The organism is Allokutzneria sp. A3M-2-11 16, assembly GCF_024213555.1.
Classification (GTDB): Bacteria; Actinomycetota; Actinomycetes; order Mycobacteriales; family Pseudonocardiaceae; genus Allokutzneria.
The window spans coordinates 381,347-395,473 of sequence record NZ_JANAVO010000004.1 but is presented as its reverse complement, the minus strand read 5'-3'; the positions used below and the strand labels follow the sequence as shown (position 1 = coordinate 395,473).

General features: G+C 69.2%; 10 protein-coding genes. 5 read left to right on the top strand and 5 right to left on the bottom strand.

Features of this window, described 5'->3' with window-relative positions:
* The first annotated feature begins 9 nt into the window (after positions 1-9).
* The gene (kynU, locus tag NLX83_RS25725) at positions 10-1,179 is read left to right on the top strand and encodes a kynureninase (protein ID WP_254237730.1); all 1,170 of its coding nucleotides are present in this window, start codon (positions 10-12) and stop codon (positions 1,177-1,179) included.
* Here the strand turns inward: kynU and NLX83_RS25720 are convergent.
* Positions 1,172-1,927: an alpha/beta hydrolase family protein gene (locus NLX83_RS25720; protein WP_254237729.1), complete on the bottom strand. Its 756-nt coding sequence runs from the start codon at positions 1,925-1,927 to the stop codon at positions 1,172-1,174. The two genes, kynU and NLX83_RS25720, sit on opposite strands and share 8 nt — an antisense overlap.
* Positions 1,928-2,002: 75 nt before the next feature.
* Between NLX83_RS25720 and NLX83_RS25715 the strand changes: the two genes are divergently transcribed.
* Together NLX83_RS25715 and NLX83_RS25710 are read left to right on the top strand one after the other, a co-directional pair.
* Complete coding sequence (locus tag NLX83_RS25715; RefSeq protein WP_254237728.1) at positions 2,003-2,326, top strand: GlsB/YeaQ/YmgE family stress response membrane protein; 324 nt, start codon at positions 2,003-2,005, stop codon at positions 2,324-2,326.
* Positions 2,327-2,434: 108 nt separating this feature from the next.
* Positions 2,435-4,300 (top strand): DNA/RNA helicase domain-containing protein, encoded by a 1,866-nt coding sequence (locus NLX83_RS25710; protein ID WP_254237727.1) that lies wholly within the window; start codon positions 2,435-2,437, stop codon positions 4,298-4,300.
* A gap of 1 nt (position 4,301) precedes the next feature.
* Here NLX83_RS25710 and NLX83_RS25705 read toward each other — a convergent pair whose 3' ends face one another.
* On the bottom strand, positions 4,302-6,185 hold the full coding sequence (locus NLX83_RS25705; RefSeq protein WP_254237726.1) for a DNA/RNA helicase domain-containing protein: 1,884 nt from the start codon (positions 6,183-6,185) through the stop codon (positions 4,302-4,304).
* A 659-nt stretch (positions 6,186-6,844) separates the two neighbouring features.
* Here NLX83_RS25705 and metX point away from each other — a divergent pair.
* Positions 6,845-7,966 (top strand): homoserine O-acetyltransferase MetX, encoded by a 1,122-nt coding sequence (metX, locus tag NLX83_RS25695; protein WP_254237725.1) that lies wholly within the window; start codon positions 6,845-6,847, stop codon positions 7,964-7,966.
* 49 nt (positions 7,967-8,015) lie between these two features.
* On the opposite strand, the gene NLX83_RS25690 is transcribed toward metX, so the two are convergent.
* Positions 8,016-9,938 carry a peptidoglycan recognition protein family protein gene (locus tag NLX83_RS25690; protein ID WP_254237724.1) on the bottom strand — a complete coding sequence of 641 codons (1,923 nt, stop codon included), beginning with the start codon at positions 9,936-9,938 and terminating at the stop codon, positions 8,016-8,018.
* Positions 9,939-9,972: 34 nt separating this feature from the next.
* Positions 9,973-11,457, bottom strand: coding sequence for a MocR-like transcription factor YczR (gene yczR, locus NLX83_RS25685; RefSeq protein ID WP_254237723.1), 1,485 nt, complete (start codon positions 11,455-11,457; stop codon positions 9,973-9,975).
* A gap of 64 nt (positions 11,458-11,521) precedes the next feature.
* On the opposite strand from yczR, the gene NLX83_RS25680 reads away from it, so the two are divergent.
* The gene (locus NLX83_RS25680) at positions 11,522-12,718 is read left to right on the top strand and encodes a trans-sulfuration enzyme family protein (RefSeq protein WP_254237722.1); all 1,197 of its coding nucleotides are present in this window, start codon (positions 11,522-11,524) and stop codon (positions 12,716-12,718) included.
* On the opposite strand, the gene NLX83_RS25675 is transcribed toward NLX83_RS25680, so the two are convergent.
* Positions 12,686-14,110, bottom strand: a complete 1,425-nt coding sequence (locus tag NLX83_RS25675) for a pyridoxal phosphate-dependent decarboxylase family protein (protein WP_254237721.1) — start codon at positions 14,108-14,110, stop codon at positions 12,686-12,688. The two genes, NLX83_RS25680 and NLX83_RS25675, sit on opposite strands and share 33 nt — an antisense overlap.
* Positions 14,111-14,127 lie beyond the last annotated feature (17 nt).

Here is a 14,127-nt window from a genome sequence, read left to right as displayed (position 1 = left end):
GGAGTGTTGATGCCTTCCCTCGCCGAGCGCGCCCGCGAACTCGACGCCATCGATCCCCTCGCCGACCGCCGGAAGCTGTTCGACCTGGACGACGCGGTGGTGTACCTGGACGGTAATTCCCTTGGCGCACCACCGTGTTCTGTCGCCGACCGGATGGCAGACGTTGTCCGGAACCAGTGGGGCCGCAGGCTGATCCGCTCGTGGAGCGAGGGCTGGTGGACCGCTCCGGAACGCGTCGGTGACCGCATCGCCCCGCTCGTCGGCGCTGCTCCCGGTCAGGTCGTCGTCGGCGACTCGACGAGCGCGAACCTGTTCAAGGCCCTGGTCGCGGCGCTGCGGATGTCCAAGGGGCGCAACGAGATCGTCGTTGACGCGGCGACTTTTCCCACGGACGGCTACATCGCGTCCTCGGCGGCGCGGCTGATGGGCGCCACCGTGCGGCCCGCGGCGCTGGACGCGTTGGAGCTCAACGAGAACACCGCGGTCGTGCTGGCCAACCAGGTCGACTACCGTACAGGCCGGGCTTACGACGTCGGCGCGATCACGTCGGAGGTGCACGCCGCGGGCGCCCTGGTGCTGTGGGACCTGTGCCACAGCGTGGGCGCTCTTCCTGTGGACCTCGACTCGCACGGCGTCGACCTCGCGGTCGGCTGCACCTACAAGTTCCTCAACGGTGGTCCTGGTTCGCCTGCTTTCCTTTATGTGCCAACGCGTTCGCAGTCATCGTTCGATCAGCCCCTCGCGGGGTGGAACGGGCACCGCGAACCCTTCGCGATGGCTCCGGAGTTCACGCCGTCCTCGGAGATCGCCCGTGGACGGTGTGGCACGCCGGACATCTTGTCGCTGTTGGCTTTGGACGCCGCGCTCGATGTGTGGGACGGCGTGACCATCGCCGAGGTCCGCGAGAAGAGCCTCGCGCTGACGGGATTCTTCATCGACTGCGTCGATTCACTCGTCGGCTCGCGCGTTTCCGTTGTCACGCCTCGTGATTCGACGCGGGGTAGCCAGGTTTCGCTGGCGTGCGAGGACGCTCAGGCGGTGATGGACTCGTTGATCGCTCGTGACGTGATCGGTGACTTCCGCCCGCCGAACGTGCTGCGCTTCGGCTTCGCCGCCCTGTACGGCCGCTACGCCGACGCGCTGCGCGCCGCTTCGACCCTCGCCGAGATCCTCACGTGAGGTCCGCCAGGGCGCGGAGAACTTCGGGCCACGCGGGGGAAAGCGGGTCGATGACCGCGAAGTGGTCCGTGCCCGGCAGTTCGCGCAGTTCGCAACGCGGACCGGCCTGTGCCGCGTAGTTGCGGCTCGCCTCGATCGGGACGAGCCCGTCGGCGTCTCCGTGCAGGAGCACCGTCGGCACCTCGGTCGGGGTGAGCCGCATCGGATCGGCGACCTCGTAGCGGTCCGGCACCGATTTCGGTGTGCCACCAAGGAGAGCGCCCACCGCGTCGTCGTCCAGCCGCAACCGCGACGCCAGCTCCAGATCGCAGACTCCCGCCAACGAGACCACGCCCCTGACCTGGGCCCGCGACGCCGCCCACAGCGCAAGGTGCCCGCCCGCGGAGTGGCCGACCAGCCCGATCCGGCTCAGGTCCGCGCGCGGCCCCAGCAGCTCCGGCAGTGCCTCCAGGCCCGCCTCGACGTCGTCGAAGGTGCCCGGCCAGCCGCCGCCGTGCTGCCCCGTGCGGCGGTACTCCGGTGCGCACACCAGGTAGCCCGCTTCCCGCAGGGCCACGCACATCGGCCGGGTGTGCACGCGGTCGTACTCCGCCCGCCAGAAGCCGCCGTGGAGCACCACCGCGACCGGGAACGGCCCTTCGCCCGGTGGAAACCACAGGTCGGCGATGTGATCGGGGTGCTCGCCGTAGGCCACCGTGCGGTCCGGGCCCGGCGCCGGGCGGGACAGCACATCGCGGGAGTCAGCCACAGCAGGACGCTACCAAGAACGGTGTCAGTGGGTGCTGGGAAGATCATCGCGTCGTCGAGCGTCTAGGAGGGGAACGTGACCGTTTCGGTCGTCGTCAGCGCCGTGGTCATGGGCGTGGTCATCGGGATCATGGCCAGGATCGTGCTGCCCGGCAAGCAACGCATCCCGCTGTGGCTCACCGCGCTGGTCGGCATCGGCTCCGCGCTGGTCGGCACGCTGCTCGCGAGCCTGTTCAACCTCAGCGAGACCCCGGGGATCGACTGGATCGAACTGCTCATCCAGCTCGGCATCGCCTCGGTGGGCGTGGCCATCGCCACGGCCGTGCTCGCCCCGGCCAAACGCAAGCGCAAGCGCCGCACCGGCACCCGCGCTCGCGCCAAGGTCAAAGCCCGCGACTGAGCCCCGCTTCAGGCGTTCTCCTGTCGGTGCAGTTGCGTCCCCCGCAATTTGTCGCTCAGCTGAGTGACAAGATCGGCGAACGGGAGGAAACGGCACCTCGGGGGAGACATGCAGTTCGCGTCGGGCAGCGTTCGATCGTTGTGGAGCAAGGGCGCGGAGGACCTCGTGCGCCTGCTGAGCGCGGGCGCGCGCAGGGCCCGGATCTCCGCGCTGAAACCGGAGAAGCAGTCATGGGAGCGAAGCCTCTGGTTGTTGCTTGACCAGCTGGTGGCGGACGGGTTCGGTGATGTCCACGTCTTGGCGGAGCGACGCCTGCCGTACAGCTCGGGGCGGATCGACGTGGTGTTGTGCGGGCTGCACCCGGAGGACCGGGTTCCTTCCTACGTTCTGGTCGAACTGAAGCAGTGGACCGATGTCGTGCCAGCCGGTGAAGGGCTCGCCAAGTACGGCTCGTCGGATGAGACCTGGCTCGACCCCCTGGAGCAGGTCACCCAGTACCGCCGGTATCTGCTGGACTTCGTGCCTTCGCTCGCGCGCTGCCCGGACATGGTTCATGCCTTTGCCTACCTGCACAACGAAGAAGCAGGCGAGGCGCATCCGCTGGCACGCGACTCCGGCGATGCCTACACGGAACTGTTCTTCAAGGACCAGCGTGTGAAGTTGATGGCGCGGCTGGCCGGCCTCCTCGATCGCGCACCTGGTCTGGCCGGAGCCGCGGAGCGGACCGCCCTGGCTCTCGCGTCAGCGGTCGCCGCGCCGAGCGGGCCGCTGTTGTGGGTGGCGGGCCAGGAGATTCGCCGTCGCGATCGCTTCGTGCTGCTGGATGAGCAGCAGACCGCGTTCATGATGGTTCGCCGCGAGCTCGACGATCCTGACGAAGCCGGGCGCAAGAAGGTCATCGTGGTGATCGGTGGCCCTGGTTCCGGCAAGAGCGCCTTGGCGCTGAGCTTGCTGGACACCCTGGCACACCAACGACGACGGGTCATGCACGCCACGGGTTCGAAGGCGTTCACGGAGTCGCTGCGCACGGTGACCACGCGGGAGACGGGGCGAGCCGAGAACCTGTTCAAGTACTTCTTCGACTTCCACCGGCAAGGGGAGAACGAACTCGACGTCCTGCTCTGCGACGAGGCCCATCGGATCAGGGATGTCGACACCGGAATCGGGAACCAGGTCGACGCGCTGATCCGCGTCGCCAGGGTGCCGGTCTTCCTGCTCGACGAGCACCAGGCGGTGCGGCACAACGAGATCGGAACGGTTGACAAGATCGCGAAGGCCGCCGCGCGCAACGCGTGCGAGCTGGTCAAGATCAGGCTTGACGGCCAGTTCCGCTACGGGGGGTCCGCGCTCTACGACGAGTGGGTGCTGCGACTGCTCGGTCTCACGGACAAGGCCCCCGTCGCGTGGTCCGACCTCGTCGCCGGGCAGGACGATGACTTCGCCGTGCGCTACAAGCCCACTCCACAGGCGATGGAGGACTGGCTGCTCAGCCAGGAGAAGAACTTCACCGGAATCGCGCGCATCGCTGCCGGGTTCTGCTGGTCTTGGACGGACCCGGAGAACGGGGAACTCGAGGATGACGTCAAGATCGGGGACTGGCACCGCCCGTGGAACGTCAAGCAGAAGTTCAAGGTCGATGGTGCGCCGTCCGCTTCGCACTGGTCCTTCGGCGACCACGGATTCGGTCAGGTCGGTTGTGTGTACACGGCACAGGGGTTCGAGTACGACTGGGCCGGTGTGATCTTCGGCGGTGACCTGGTCGTCCGGCGTGGAACGTGGCAAGCCCGCCCCGGGGAGTCGAGGGACCGTGGAGCGTTCAGCGGCCTGCGGGGGAGCCCGAGCGTGGTCGAACAGTCGGCCGCACGGCTGATCCTCAACTCCTACAAGGTGTTGCTCACGCGAGCGCTCCGCGGGGTATGCGTGTACTCCGTCGATGACGAGACAGCGGCGTACCTCCGTGAGTACGCGAGGTAGCTCAGCGCGTCATCTCGCGGAGGTAGTCCTGCGTCTCGGGGTCCGTCGAATACACGCACACCCCGCGCATGCCCCGGGTCAGCAGGACCTTGTAGGTGTTCCTGATCAGTGAGTGGAAGTGCATACCGTCCGCCCGCTTGACGGCTGGATCGTGGGAGTGCTTCGCCTGGGAGACCCAGGAACCGTCCCTCCGCACGAAGTCCGGACCGAAGATCACTCCGGCCCAGTCGTACTCGAAGCCCTGAGCAGTGTAGACGCACCCCACCTGACCGAAACCACGGGGATCGCTTGCCCAGTAATGCGATTCGGGGGCGTCCGCGACCCGCTTCTCCGGCTTGGCGTTCCACGGCCGCTGCCACGAACCGATCTTCACGTCGGAAACCAACACCTTAACGCCGTCCCTGATGACCGGGTCGCTCCACGGCCAGCAGTACCCCGCCGCGATCCGCGCGGTGCCCCCGAGCTCGTCCCGTCGCTCGAGGAGCCACTGCTCGAGCTCCTCCAAGGAGTCAGCGCTGCGCACCAGGAACTTCTCGTCGCTGCCTGCCACCAAGGACGACCAGGTCGCTGGCTGCCGTACTCCTGTGCCGAGCAGCCCGGCACCCCATGTGTCGAAGAACTCCGAGCCGCCGCAGCGGTACTGCCCGGACAGCCGCACCACGTCGACCCGGCATCCGAGCGCCTCCGCCGCCGCGGTGATCTCGGAGAGCGAACCCATTTCGCCGGGGCGCACCACCTGGTGCTCGTCGAGCAGGAAGACCGGCACGCGTGCGACGTCGATCAGCTCGTTGACCTGGCGACGGGCCTTGTCCCGGACGGCCCTGCGGGTGAAGCGGTTGGCACTGGTCTCCCGGATGCGGTGCGCCTCGTCGCAGACGATCATGTCGAGCGACTGGGCTTCCGCGTCCATGAAGCTGTTGAAGTACTTGAAGATCGCGCCGTTGCGGTCCTTGACCAGCTTCCGCAGGGTCTTCGTGAAGGCGCTGGAGCCGGTCGCGTGGTAAACGCGCCGCCCCTGCCTCGCCAGCTCACCCAGCAGGCTCAGCGCGATCACGCTCTTGCCTGAGCCGGGGCCGCCGAGGATGACGACCACTGTCTGCTGCCTGGCGGTGCGTGCGCGTTCGACGGCCTGCTTCACGAGGCTGAACGCCACTTGCTGCTCGTCGAGCAGGACGAACAGCTCGCGGTCTCCGACCTCCACGGCGACCCGGTCCAGCAGTGGCTTGGACGGGGCGTGCTTGAACGAGAGGAACTCCTCCGCCGCGGTGCGCGCCGCGGCGCGGCTTCCCGGGTCCGGGTCCAGCACCGCCTTGAGCTTGTCGATCAGCTGCGTCCTGGTGTCCAACGTGTACAGCTGTCCGTGCTGGTCCAGTTTGTAGTTCGAAATCCGCCAGACCCCGCTCTCTCTGGCGTTGTGAAGGTAGGCGAAGCCGTGCAGCGCGCCGGGACGCTCGGCCAGCGCGGGAGTCGAGTCGATCAGGTACTCGCAGTAGCCACGGACCTGGTCCGCAGGGTGCAGCACCGGCTGTGAGTACTGAGGGATGACGACCAGGTCACCATCGGTTTCGTCCACAGTGGACCACTGCTTGAGTTCGACGACCGCGTAGGAAGGCGTGCCCTGCTTCGGATGCGTGCCGCACAGGATCACGTCCACACGCTTGGGATTGTGCGGCAGCTTGTGCTCGAGCAGGACCTCGACGTGGCCCAGGCCCGCGTCCACCACGTCCGCGAGGAACACGGGCAGGCTCTTCTCCCAGGACCGGATTTCCGACGCGCCGACCCCCGACTCGAAGCTGACCCGCGCCTTCTCCGCGAGTTCGAGGTGCAACCGCCCCGCCACAGCCTCGGACAGCAGTTGCTGAGCGCTTCGTCGAACCAGAGCCACCGGACCCCCCGTGCGGACGCTTGATCGTCAACACAGGCTAGTCCGAGTGGATTTGCGGGCCTGGCAAACCAGGCCGGATTTGGGCAGACGCCTGAGATGGTCGCCGGGTCAGAGTGCCAGGCCATGCGGGTCGGGAGTTCCGCACGGAACAGGTCGAGCACGGGGCAGTGCCGGTCGGCGTTCCACCGCGGGTCCTCGTAGCGCGCGGATTTCCGGGGTGGTCTGGTGGTGCGGAAGTTGAAGGCGTCCAGGAGCGCGTCGACGACTTCGGACGAAGACATCTGTGCTCCTCGAAAGGGCTTTGCTGAGGTCGACCCCCCACGACCAGTGAGCGCTCTCCGCGTTCAATGCTTTCTTTCTGCTGTATGGAGTCGAGACGTCGTTGAGCGACGGGTAGGCGCTCGCGGACAGCGCGGTCCGAGTTGGCGCGGTGGTGCCTCCCGCGCGATGCGGGGGCGGTGGTAGTTTTCGGGCTTCGCGACGATGTGGATGCGACGCGCATTCGTGAATGGGTTGGAGTTGTTCAGCCACTTGGTCAACATCGGCGATGTGCGCGGCGCGGTCGCGCGCCCAGTGAGCACCAACCACAGTCAGCTCTCCGAAAACCTGAAAGCCGATTGTGAATCGGGTTTCCGTGCGGCGAAGGCGGCGTTGAGTCAATGACCCTGGTGCGCCCGGACGTGTCCACCACCCCTCCCGTCACGAACGCGTGGCGGGACGGGGACCCCGTCGGACACCGGAAGTTCCTCGCGTTGCCCGACCCGTTCCCGCTCCAGTCCGGCGGAGTCCTGCTCGGGGGGAAGCTGGCCTACGAGACGTGGGGAACGCTGGCCCCGGACGGCGGCAACGCGGTCCTGGTGGAGCACGCGCTCACCGGGGACAGCCACGTGACGGGCGGCGAGTCCGATCCGGGGTGGTGGAACGGTCTGGTCGGGGAGGGGCGCACGATCGACCCCGACCGCTGGTTCGTCGTCTGCGCCAACGCGCTCGGCGGTTGTCAGGGCAGCACCGGGCCGTCTTCCCTTGACCCGCAAGGGAAACCGTGGGGCAGCCGGTTCCCGGAGCTGTCCGTGCGGGACATGGTCCGGGCCGAGGCGCATCTCGCCGACGAGCTCGGTGTGCGGCGCTGGGCCGCGGTGATCGGCGGCTCCCTGGGCTGCATGCGGACGCTGGAGTGGGCCGTCGACCAACCCGATCGGGTGGACTCCGCGCTGCTGCTCGCCGGTACCGCGGCCGCGTCGGCCGAGCAGATCGCCTGGTGCTACACGCAGTTGAGCGCCATCTACAGCGATCCCGCCTGGCGCGGCGGGGACTACTACGACGAAGAGGTGGGCCCGCACCTCGGGCTCAGCGTCGCCAGGCGGATCGCGCACACCACCTACCGCACCCCGGCCGAGCTGGAAGTGCGGTTCGGCCAGACGCGCCAGCCCGGTGAGGACCGCTTCGCCCTTGAGTCCTATTTGGACCACAGTGCGCGGAAGCTGTTGCGGCGCTTCGACGCTGGGACCTACGTCGCCCTGACGCGGGCCATGATGAGCCACAACGTCGGCAAGGACCGGGGCGGCGTCGAGGCGGCGCTGAGCCGGATCACCGCGCGGATCGCCGTCGCCGGAGTGGACAGCGACCGCCTCTACCCCTTGGAGCAGCAGCAGTTCCTCGCCGACCACATCGCCACGGCGGGGCCGCTCCAGGTGATCCACTCCGACCACGGCCATGACGGCCTGCTCATCGAGGCCGACCAGGTCGGACGCATCGTCGCCGACCTGCTCGACCCGAAGTGAAGCCAGTGCGGCATTCGTTGCGCCGAACGCAGCGAATGCCGCACTGCCCCTAGCGCGGAGCTCCGATGGCGCCCGGGAGCACGTGGACGTCGGCGGCCTTCACGTAGGCGACGCGGTGGCCGAAGAACACCTGGTAGTAGCGCTCCTTGCCGCGCACGACGACGCGCGGGCCGGCCCACTCCTTGGCGAAGTAGTACTCGGTGGGCACCGCGAGATCACCGGCCACATACCGCTGACCGGGCAACATGGTGTACTGCAACGGTTCCACGGTCTGCACGGGGACACCGGTGCCCTCGTAGGCCGAAGCCTCCGGATAGGCGATGCCGAAGACCGGGACCGAAGCACGGCCTGGGCGCGGAGTCACCACGAATCCGGTGCCGGGCACGGCGGCCGGAGCGCTGGACGGGTTGTGGAACCACGCTTTCTGGCCGAGGTACCACACGGCGGTCCAGTCCCCGGAGTGGTCGGCGACGGCGAACCGCTGGCCGGTGTCGACGCGGCCGCCGATGTCGCTGACCTGCCGAGTGCTGTTGCTGCCGTCCGGGCGCAGACCGATGTCCTTGACCAGCGGGGCGTCCGCGCGCGGTTCGGTGTGCAGGAAAACCGTTGTGGTGCCACGGGTCGGGCAGATCTCGGCGGGCTTCTTGCTGTCGCAGCCGTACATCGGCGGGTGGTTCGTTGCGTAGTTCGGCTTGATCGTGACGATGCCGGAGTTCTTGCCGCCGCGCGCGGTGAACGGCGCCTTCAGCAGGTCGAAGTAGTGCGCCCAGTCCCAGTAGGGGCCCGGATCCCAGTGCATGCCGCGGACCTTGGCGGGCGCGACCCCGGGAACGTTGTCGTGGCCGAGGATGTGCGCGCGGTCCAGTGGAACGTTGTGCTTGAGCGCCAGGTACCGCACGAGCCGCGCGGAGGTCCGGTACATCGCCTCGGTGTACCAGGTGCCCTTCGCCGCGAACCCTTCGTGCTCAAGGCCGATCGAGTGCGTGTTGACGTACCAGTTGCCCGCGTGCCACGCGACGTCCTTCGCCTTGACGTGCTGGGCGATGTGGCCGTCGGAGGAGCGCAGCGAGTACTGCCAGCTCACCCACTTCGGGTCCTTGATCAGCCGGAGCGTGGTGTCCCAGTAGCCCTCGGTGTCGTGGATGATGATGTACTTGATCGGCATGTCCACGGGCCGGTTCGCCTTGTCGTGGTTGCCGTACTTCTCCGGATCGGTCGGCGTGTGGTGCTCGTAGGCCGCCGGGAGCCACTCGCAGCCGAGATCGGTCGGGCACTCGGTCTCGTTGGGAGCACTGGGTTTCAAGCCCATCCGGTCGATGATCCCGGTGTCCGCCTTGAGGTCCACGGCGCTCAGCCGCACCGCGTGCCCGTCGTCGGTGGTGCGCGCTTCCCCCGAACGGATCACCTCGAAGACGTCGTCGGCGAAGCGCTTCGCGGTCCCGGTGTCCTTGGCGCCGCTGTACTTCGCGACCGCGCCGTACCAATCGCCGACAGCGCGGTGGTGCGAAGCGAGCAACGCCGCGCCGCCGCGGATGTTCTGCCGTGCGTTGGTCCGCAGCACCGCGCGGTCGACGCCGGTCAACCGCTCCGCCGCTTCGATCGTCCGCAGCTCAGCCGGAACGGCCTGCTGAGGCACGCTGTCCACTGCCTTGAGGGGCCGCCGCAGATCACCGCGCGGGTCCTCGGCGTCCGAGCCGTGGTGGTCGTGCTCGTCCACATCGAGGGCCGCGGCGTCCGTCAGGTGCATCGGGCCGTAGCCCGCGCCGCGGCTCGGAGCGCCCGCGTTGGTGTCCCACCGCGATTCCAGGAACGACACCCCCAGCAGCACGCTCTCCGGAACGCCGAACTCCTTGGCCGCCGCGGCGTAGTCGCCCTGGCGGCCGGGATCAGGAGCGGCGGCGCCGGTGGTCGGCAGCGCGAGCGCGGCGACGGCCACGAGGACCGCCGCGCGTAAGGCAGGGGAAACGGACATCGGTGACCTCCTGGAGAACCGACACTCGACGTCTTCAGACCTTTGTCGGCGCCCCAGGAGTCGTCAACACTTCACCAATTACCGTTGAAGGTCTGTTAGCGGCGAACCGCTGCCACACGTCGGCCAGCCGGTCCACCACCGCGGTCAGCTCCTCGGGAGCGCTGAGGAACGGGATGCGCAGGTGGTCGTCGCAGTCTCCGCGCGCGGAGAAACCGGGGCTGGCCAGCAGTGCGATCCCTTGGCGCAGGGCGATCTGGGCGAAGGCCGACGCGCTGCCGTGCGGCAACCGCACCCACAGGGTCTGCCCGCCGGTCACCGGCCGCGGCGTCCACTCCGGCAGCCGCGCCGCCAACCGTTCGCGCAGCCGGTCGTGGCACCTGCGCAGCTCCGCCACCCGCCGTGCGCGCAGCTCTGGCAGCTGCGGCAGCAGCTCCAGCACCGCGCGCTGCGGGAGCACCGAACTGCCCATGTCGTGCAGCGCCTTCACTCGCGCCAGCCGGGCGATCCGGGCCGCGGGGCCGCGCACCCAGCCGATCCGCAACCCGCCCCAGACCAGCTTGCTCAGCGATCCCACCGTGAGGATGTCGCCGTCCGGCGCGTAGCTCGCCAGCGACGGCGGCACGACGTCGTCGAAGCCCAGCTCCGCCAGCGCCTCGTCCTCCACCAACGGCACGCCCAGCTCGGCCGCGCGCAGCACGATGTGCCGTCGCAGCAACGGCGGCAGCACCGCCCCGGTCGGGTTCTGGTGCGTCGGGATGAGGTAGCCCAACCGGGTGCGTTCGCGGGCGAGCAGCCGCAGGAACTCCGCGTGGTCCAGCCCGTCCGGCCCGCACTCCGCCGCGCTGATCACCGCGCCGGTGTCGCGGAAGAGCTCCAGTGCCCCCGGGTAGCTCGGCGTCTCGCACACCACACCGTCGCCCGTGGTGAGGAACGTGCTGGTGATCAGCGCGAGCGCCTGCTGCGCGCCGGTGGTGATCATGACCTGCTCGGCGCCGGTGGGCACTCCGCGCGCGGTGTAGCGCCGCGCGATCGCCGCCCGCAGCTCACCTAGCCCGGCCGGGTGATAGCCGATGTCCCCGCCGGGGTCGCTGACGAAACCGTCCAGCGCCCGGCGGTAGGCATCGGCCAGCTCGGGCGGGGGAGCGGCCGGGGCCGCGCAGCCGAGCTGCACGATGTCGTCCGGCGGCTCCATCAAGTGCAGGAACAGCGTGTTCATGCTGCCCTCGGCGCCGGTCGGGGCGGCCGGGACGCGGGCGTCGGCGACCTGGGTGCCGCTGCCCTGCCTGCGGACTATCCGCCCTTCCTGGCGCAGCACGTCGTAGGCGGAGATGATCGTGCTGCGGCCGACGGCGAGGGCCAGCGCGAGCGCGCGGTCGGTCGGCAGGGTGGTGCCCGCCCGGATCTGCCCCTCGTCGATGAGGAAGCGCAGCCTGGCGGCCAGTAAGAGGTAGAGCGCGCCACGCCCGCCGGACCAGCGGCCCAGCAGCGTCACCAGCTCCTCGCAGGACAGGATTCTCATCGGCACACCAATTGGCCCTGATTGGTGCTGCCGGTCAACCGGGCCCGGTCGTGAAGCTCTTGGAATGGGTTCCTCACGGTACGACGCCGATCATGATGCAGTCGACCCCAGCACCCGTGCCGTGCACATCCGTGCACCGCACCTGGAAGGGGTCCGGCCGCTGAGCCTGCCGATCTTCCAGACCTCCAGCTTCGCCTTCACCGATTCCGAGAGCCTCGCCGACTCGCTGGCCGGACCGGACGGCTCGTTCGCCTACAGCAGGTACGGCAACCCGACCACGCGCGCGCTCGAAAGAGCGGTCGCCGACCTCGAAGGCGGGGTCGCCGCGGTGGCCACCGCCTCGGGCATGGGCGCGATCAGCTCGGTGCTGCTGGCCCGGCTGCGCTCCGGCGACCACGTGGTCGTGCAGAGCGCACTCTACGGCGGCACCGTCTCGGTCCTGCGCGATATTTCCGAGCGGTTCGGCGTGGAGGTCAGCTACTTCTCCGGCGCGGCTTCGGAGCTGACCGAAGCGCTGCGCCCGAACACCCGGCTGCTCTACCTGGAGACCATCGCCAACCCCACCACGCGCGTCAACGACCTGCCCGCGTTGGCCCGGATCGGGCGCGACGCGGGGCTGACAGTGGTGGTGGACAACACTTTCGCGTCGCCGTTGCTGTGCAGGCCGCTGGAGCACGGCGCGCACATCGTGCTGCACTCCAGCACGAAGTTCCTCGGCGGGCACTCCGACATCATCGGCGGTGTCGTGGTGTTCGCCGAGGAGGAGCACCACCGCGAGACCTGGCACCAGGTGGTCGACTACGGCGCATCGGCGGACCCGTTCGCGGCGTGGCTGACCGCGCGCGGACTCCAGACTTTGCCGCTGCGCCAAGCGAAGCAGTGCGCCAACGCGCGGGTGCTCGCCGAACGCCTCGTCGAGCACCCCGCGATCGGCGCGGTGCGCTGGCCGGGCTTGGCGAGCCATCCCGATCACGAGACCGCAACCAAGCTGCTCGGCGACTTCGGCTCGCTGGTGAGCTTCGACATCGCCGAGGGGCACGAGGGCGCGGTCCGGTTCCTGGAACGCATCCGCATCGCCACGCTCGCGGTCTCCCTCGGCGGGGTCGAAACCCTTGTGGTGCAACCATCTTCAAGCACGCATCGGCAGCTCGACGCGGCCGGTCTCGCTGCGGCGGGCATCACCGAGGGCACCATCCGGATGTCGGTGGGCATCGAGCACGCCGAAGACCTATGGGCCGACCTGGCGAACGCGCTCGGCTAGGTCGAGCACCACCTCGACGATGAGGTCGATGTCGGCGGGTCCGGTCCGCCAGTTCACGATGGCGGGCCGGAACGCCACCATGCCGCGGTGGGTGGTCGAGCCGAAGTGCACGCGCCCATCGGTGATCACCGCCTCGGCGATGGCGGAGTTGAGCGCGTCCAGCTCGTTCTCGGCGACGTCGTCCGGGTGGTAGCGGAAGCACACGATGTTGAGCGGCACGTCGGCGAGCAGCTCGAGCGACGGCTCGCGGCGGACGCGCTCGGCGAGCTGCTGCGCGAGGTCGAGGTGCCGCTCGACCATCCTCCGGTACCCGGACCGGCCGTAGGCGGCGAGCGTCGCCCAGACCGCGAATGCCCTTGCGCGGCGCGAACTCTCCGGTCCGAGGTTGCCGTAGTTGGGTCGCTCCAGCTCCACCCCGGGCAGGTAGGCGGCCGTGTTGGTGAAGATCGGCCCGAGCAGCTCCGGGTGGCGCACGAACGCGAAACCGCAGTCGTAGGGCACGTTCAGCCACTTGTGCCCGTCCGAACCGACCGAGTTGGCCCTTTCCACACCGGCGACCAAGTGCCGCGTCCGCTCGGAAACGGCGGCGAACAGGCCGAAGGCGCCGTCCACGTGCAGCCAGGCGCCGAACTCCTCGGCGAGGTCGGCCAGCTCGGAGATCGGGTCGAACGCGCCGGCGTTCACCTCGCCCGCGCTGGCCGAGATGATCGCCGGGGCGCCGCCGAGCGAGGCCAGGTCCGCGCGCATCCCGGCCAGGTCGACGCTGCCGTCCTCGCGGCGGTGGAAGCGCACCGACGAGCGGCCGATCCCCAGCATTCCCAACGACTTCACCGCGCTGGAGTGCAGATGTCCGCTCGCCAGAACGGGAACCCGCGGCAGTCCGGACAGGCCCTCCACGTCCACGTCGACCCCGTGCTTGGCGCCCCACCAGCGGCGAGCGGAGGCGAGCCCGACGAAGTTCGCCATCGTCGCGCCGGAGGTGAGCACCCCGGACCACGCCGCGGGCAAGCCGAAGAGCTCCCGCAACCAGCGCAGCGCGAGGACCTCCGTGTGCGCGCCGATCGGCGAGCTGACCCACATGCCGGTGTTCTGGTCGGCCGTGGACGTGAGCATGTCCGCGGCCAGCGCGGCCGGGGTCACCCCGCCGATGACGAAGTGGAAGAACCGCGGCCCGGCCGAGCGGATCGCCGTCTCCAGCAGCCGCTCCGACAGCTCGGTCACCGCCTCGGCCGCACCGAGCCCGTGCTCCGGCAGCGCGAGGTCGCCCGGCGGCAGTCCCGATTCCGTCGCCTCCGGCCGGACCAGCGCGTCGGGCGGAGCGGTGAGGAGTTTCTGTTGGTAGCTCGCGACCAGTTCGAGCAATTCGAGGCTCTCGTCGGGAAACGGCGGCACGGATTACCCCTTTCAGT

What these genes read in the sequence shown, in the direction of transcription:
- kynU (WP_254237730.1), top strand. Translation starts at nt 10, where the DNA reads ATGCCTTCCCTCGCCGAGCGCGCCCGCGAACTCGACGCCATCGATCCC.
- NLX83_RS25710 (WP_254237727.1), top strand. Translation starts at nt 2,435, where the DNA reads ATGCAGTTCGCGTCGGGCAGCGTTCGATCGTTGTGGAGCAAGGGCGCG.
- metX (WP_254237725.1), top strand. Translation starts at nt 6,845, where the DNA reads ATGACCCTGGTGCGCCCGGACGTGTCCACCACCCCTCCCGTCACGAAC.
- NLX83_RS25690 (WP_254237724.1), bottom strand. Translation starts at nt 9,938, where the DNA reads ATGTCCGTTTCCCCTGCCTTACGCGCGGCGGTCCTCGTGGCCGTCGCC.
- yczR (WP_254237723.1), bottom strand. Translation starts at nt 11,457, where the DNA reads ATGAGAATCCTGTCCTGCGAGGAGCTGGTGACGCTGCTGGGCCGCTGG.
- NLX83_RS25680 (WP_254237722.1), top strand. Translation starts at nt 11,522, where the DNA reads ATGGGTTCCTCACGGTACGACGCCGATCATGATGCAGTCGACCCCAGC.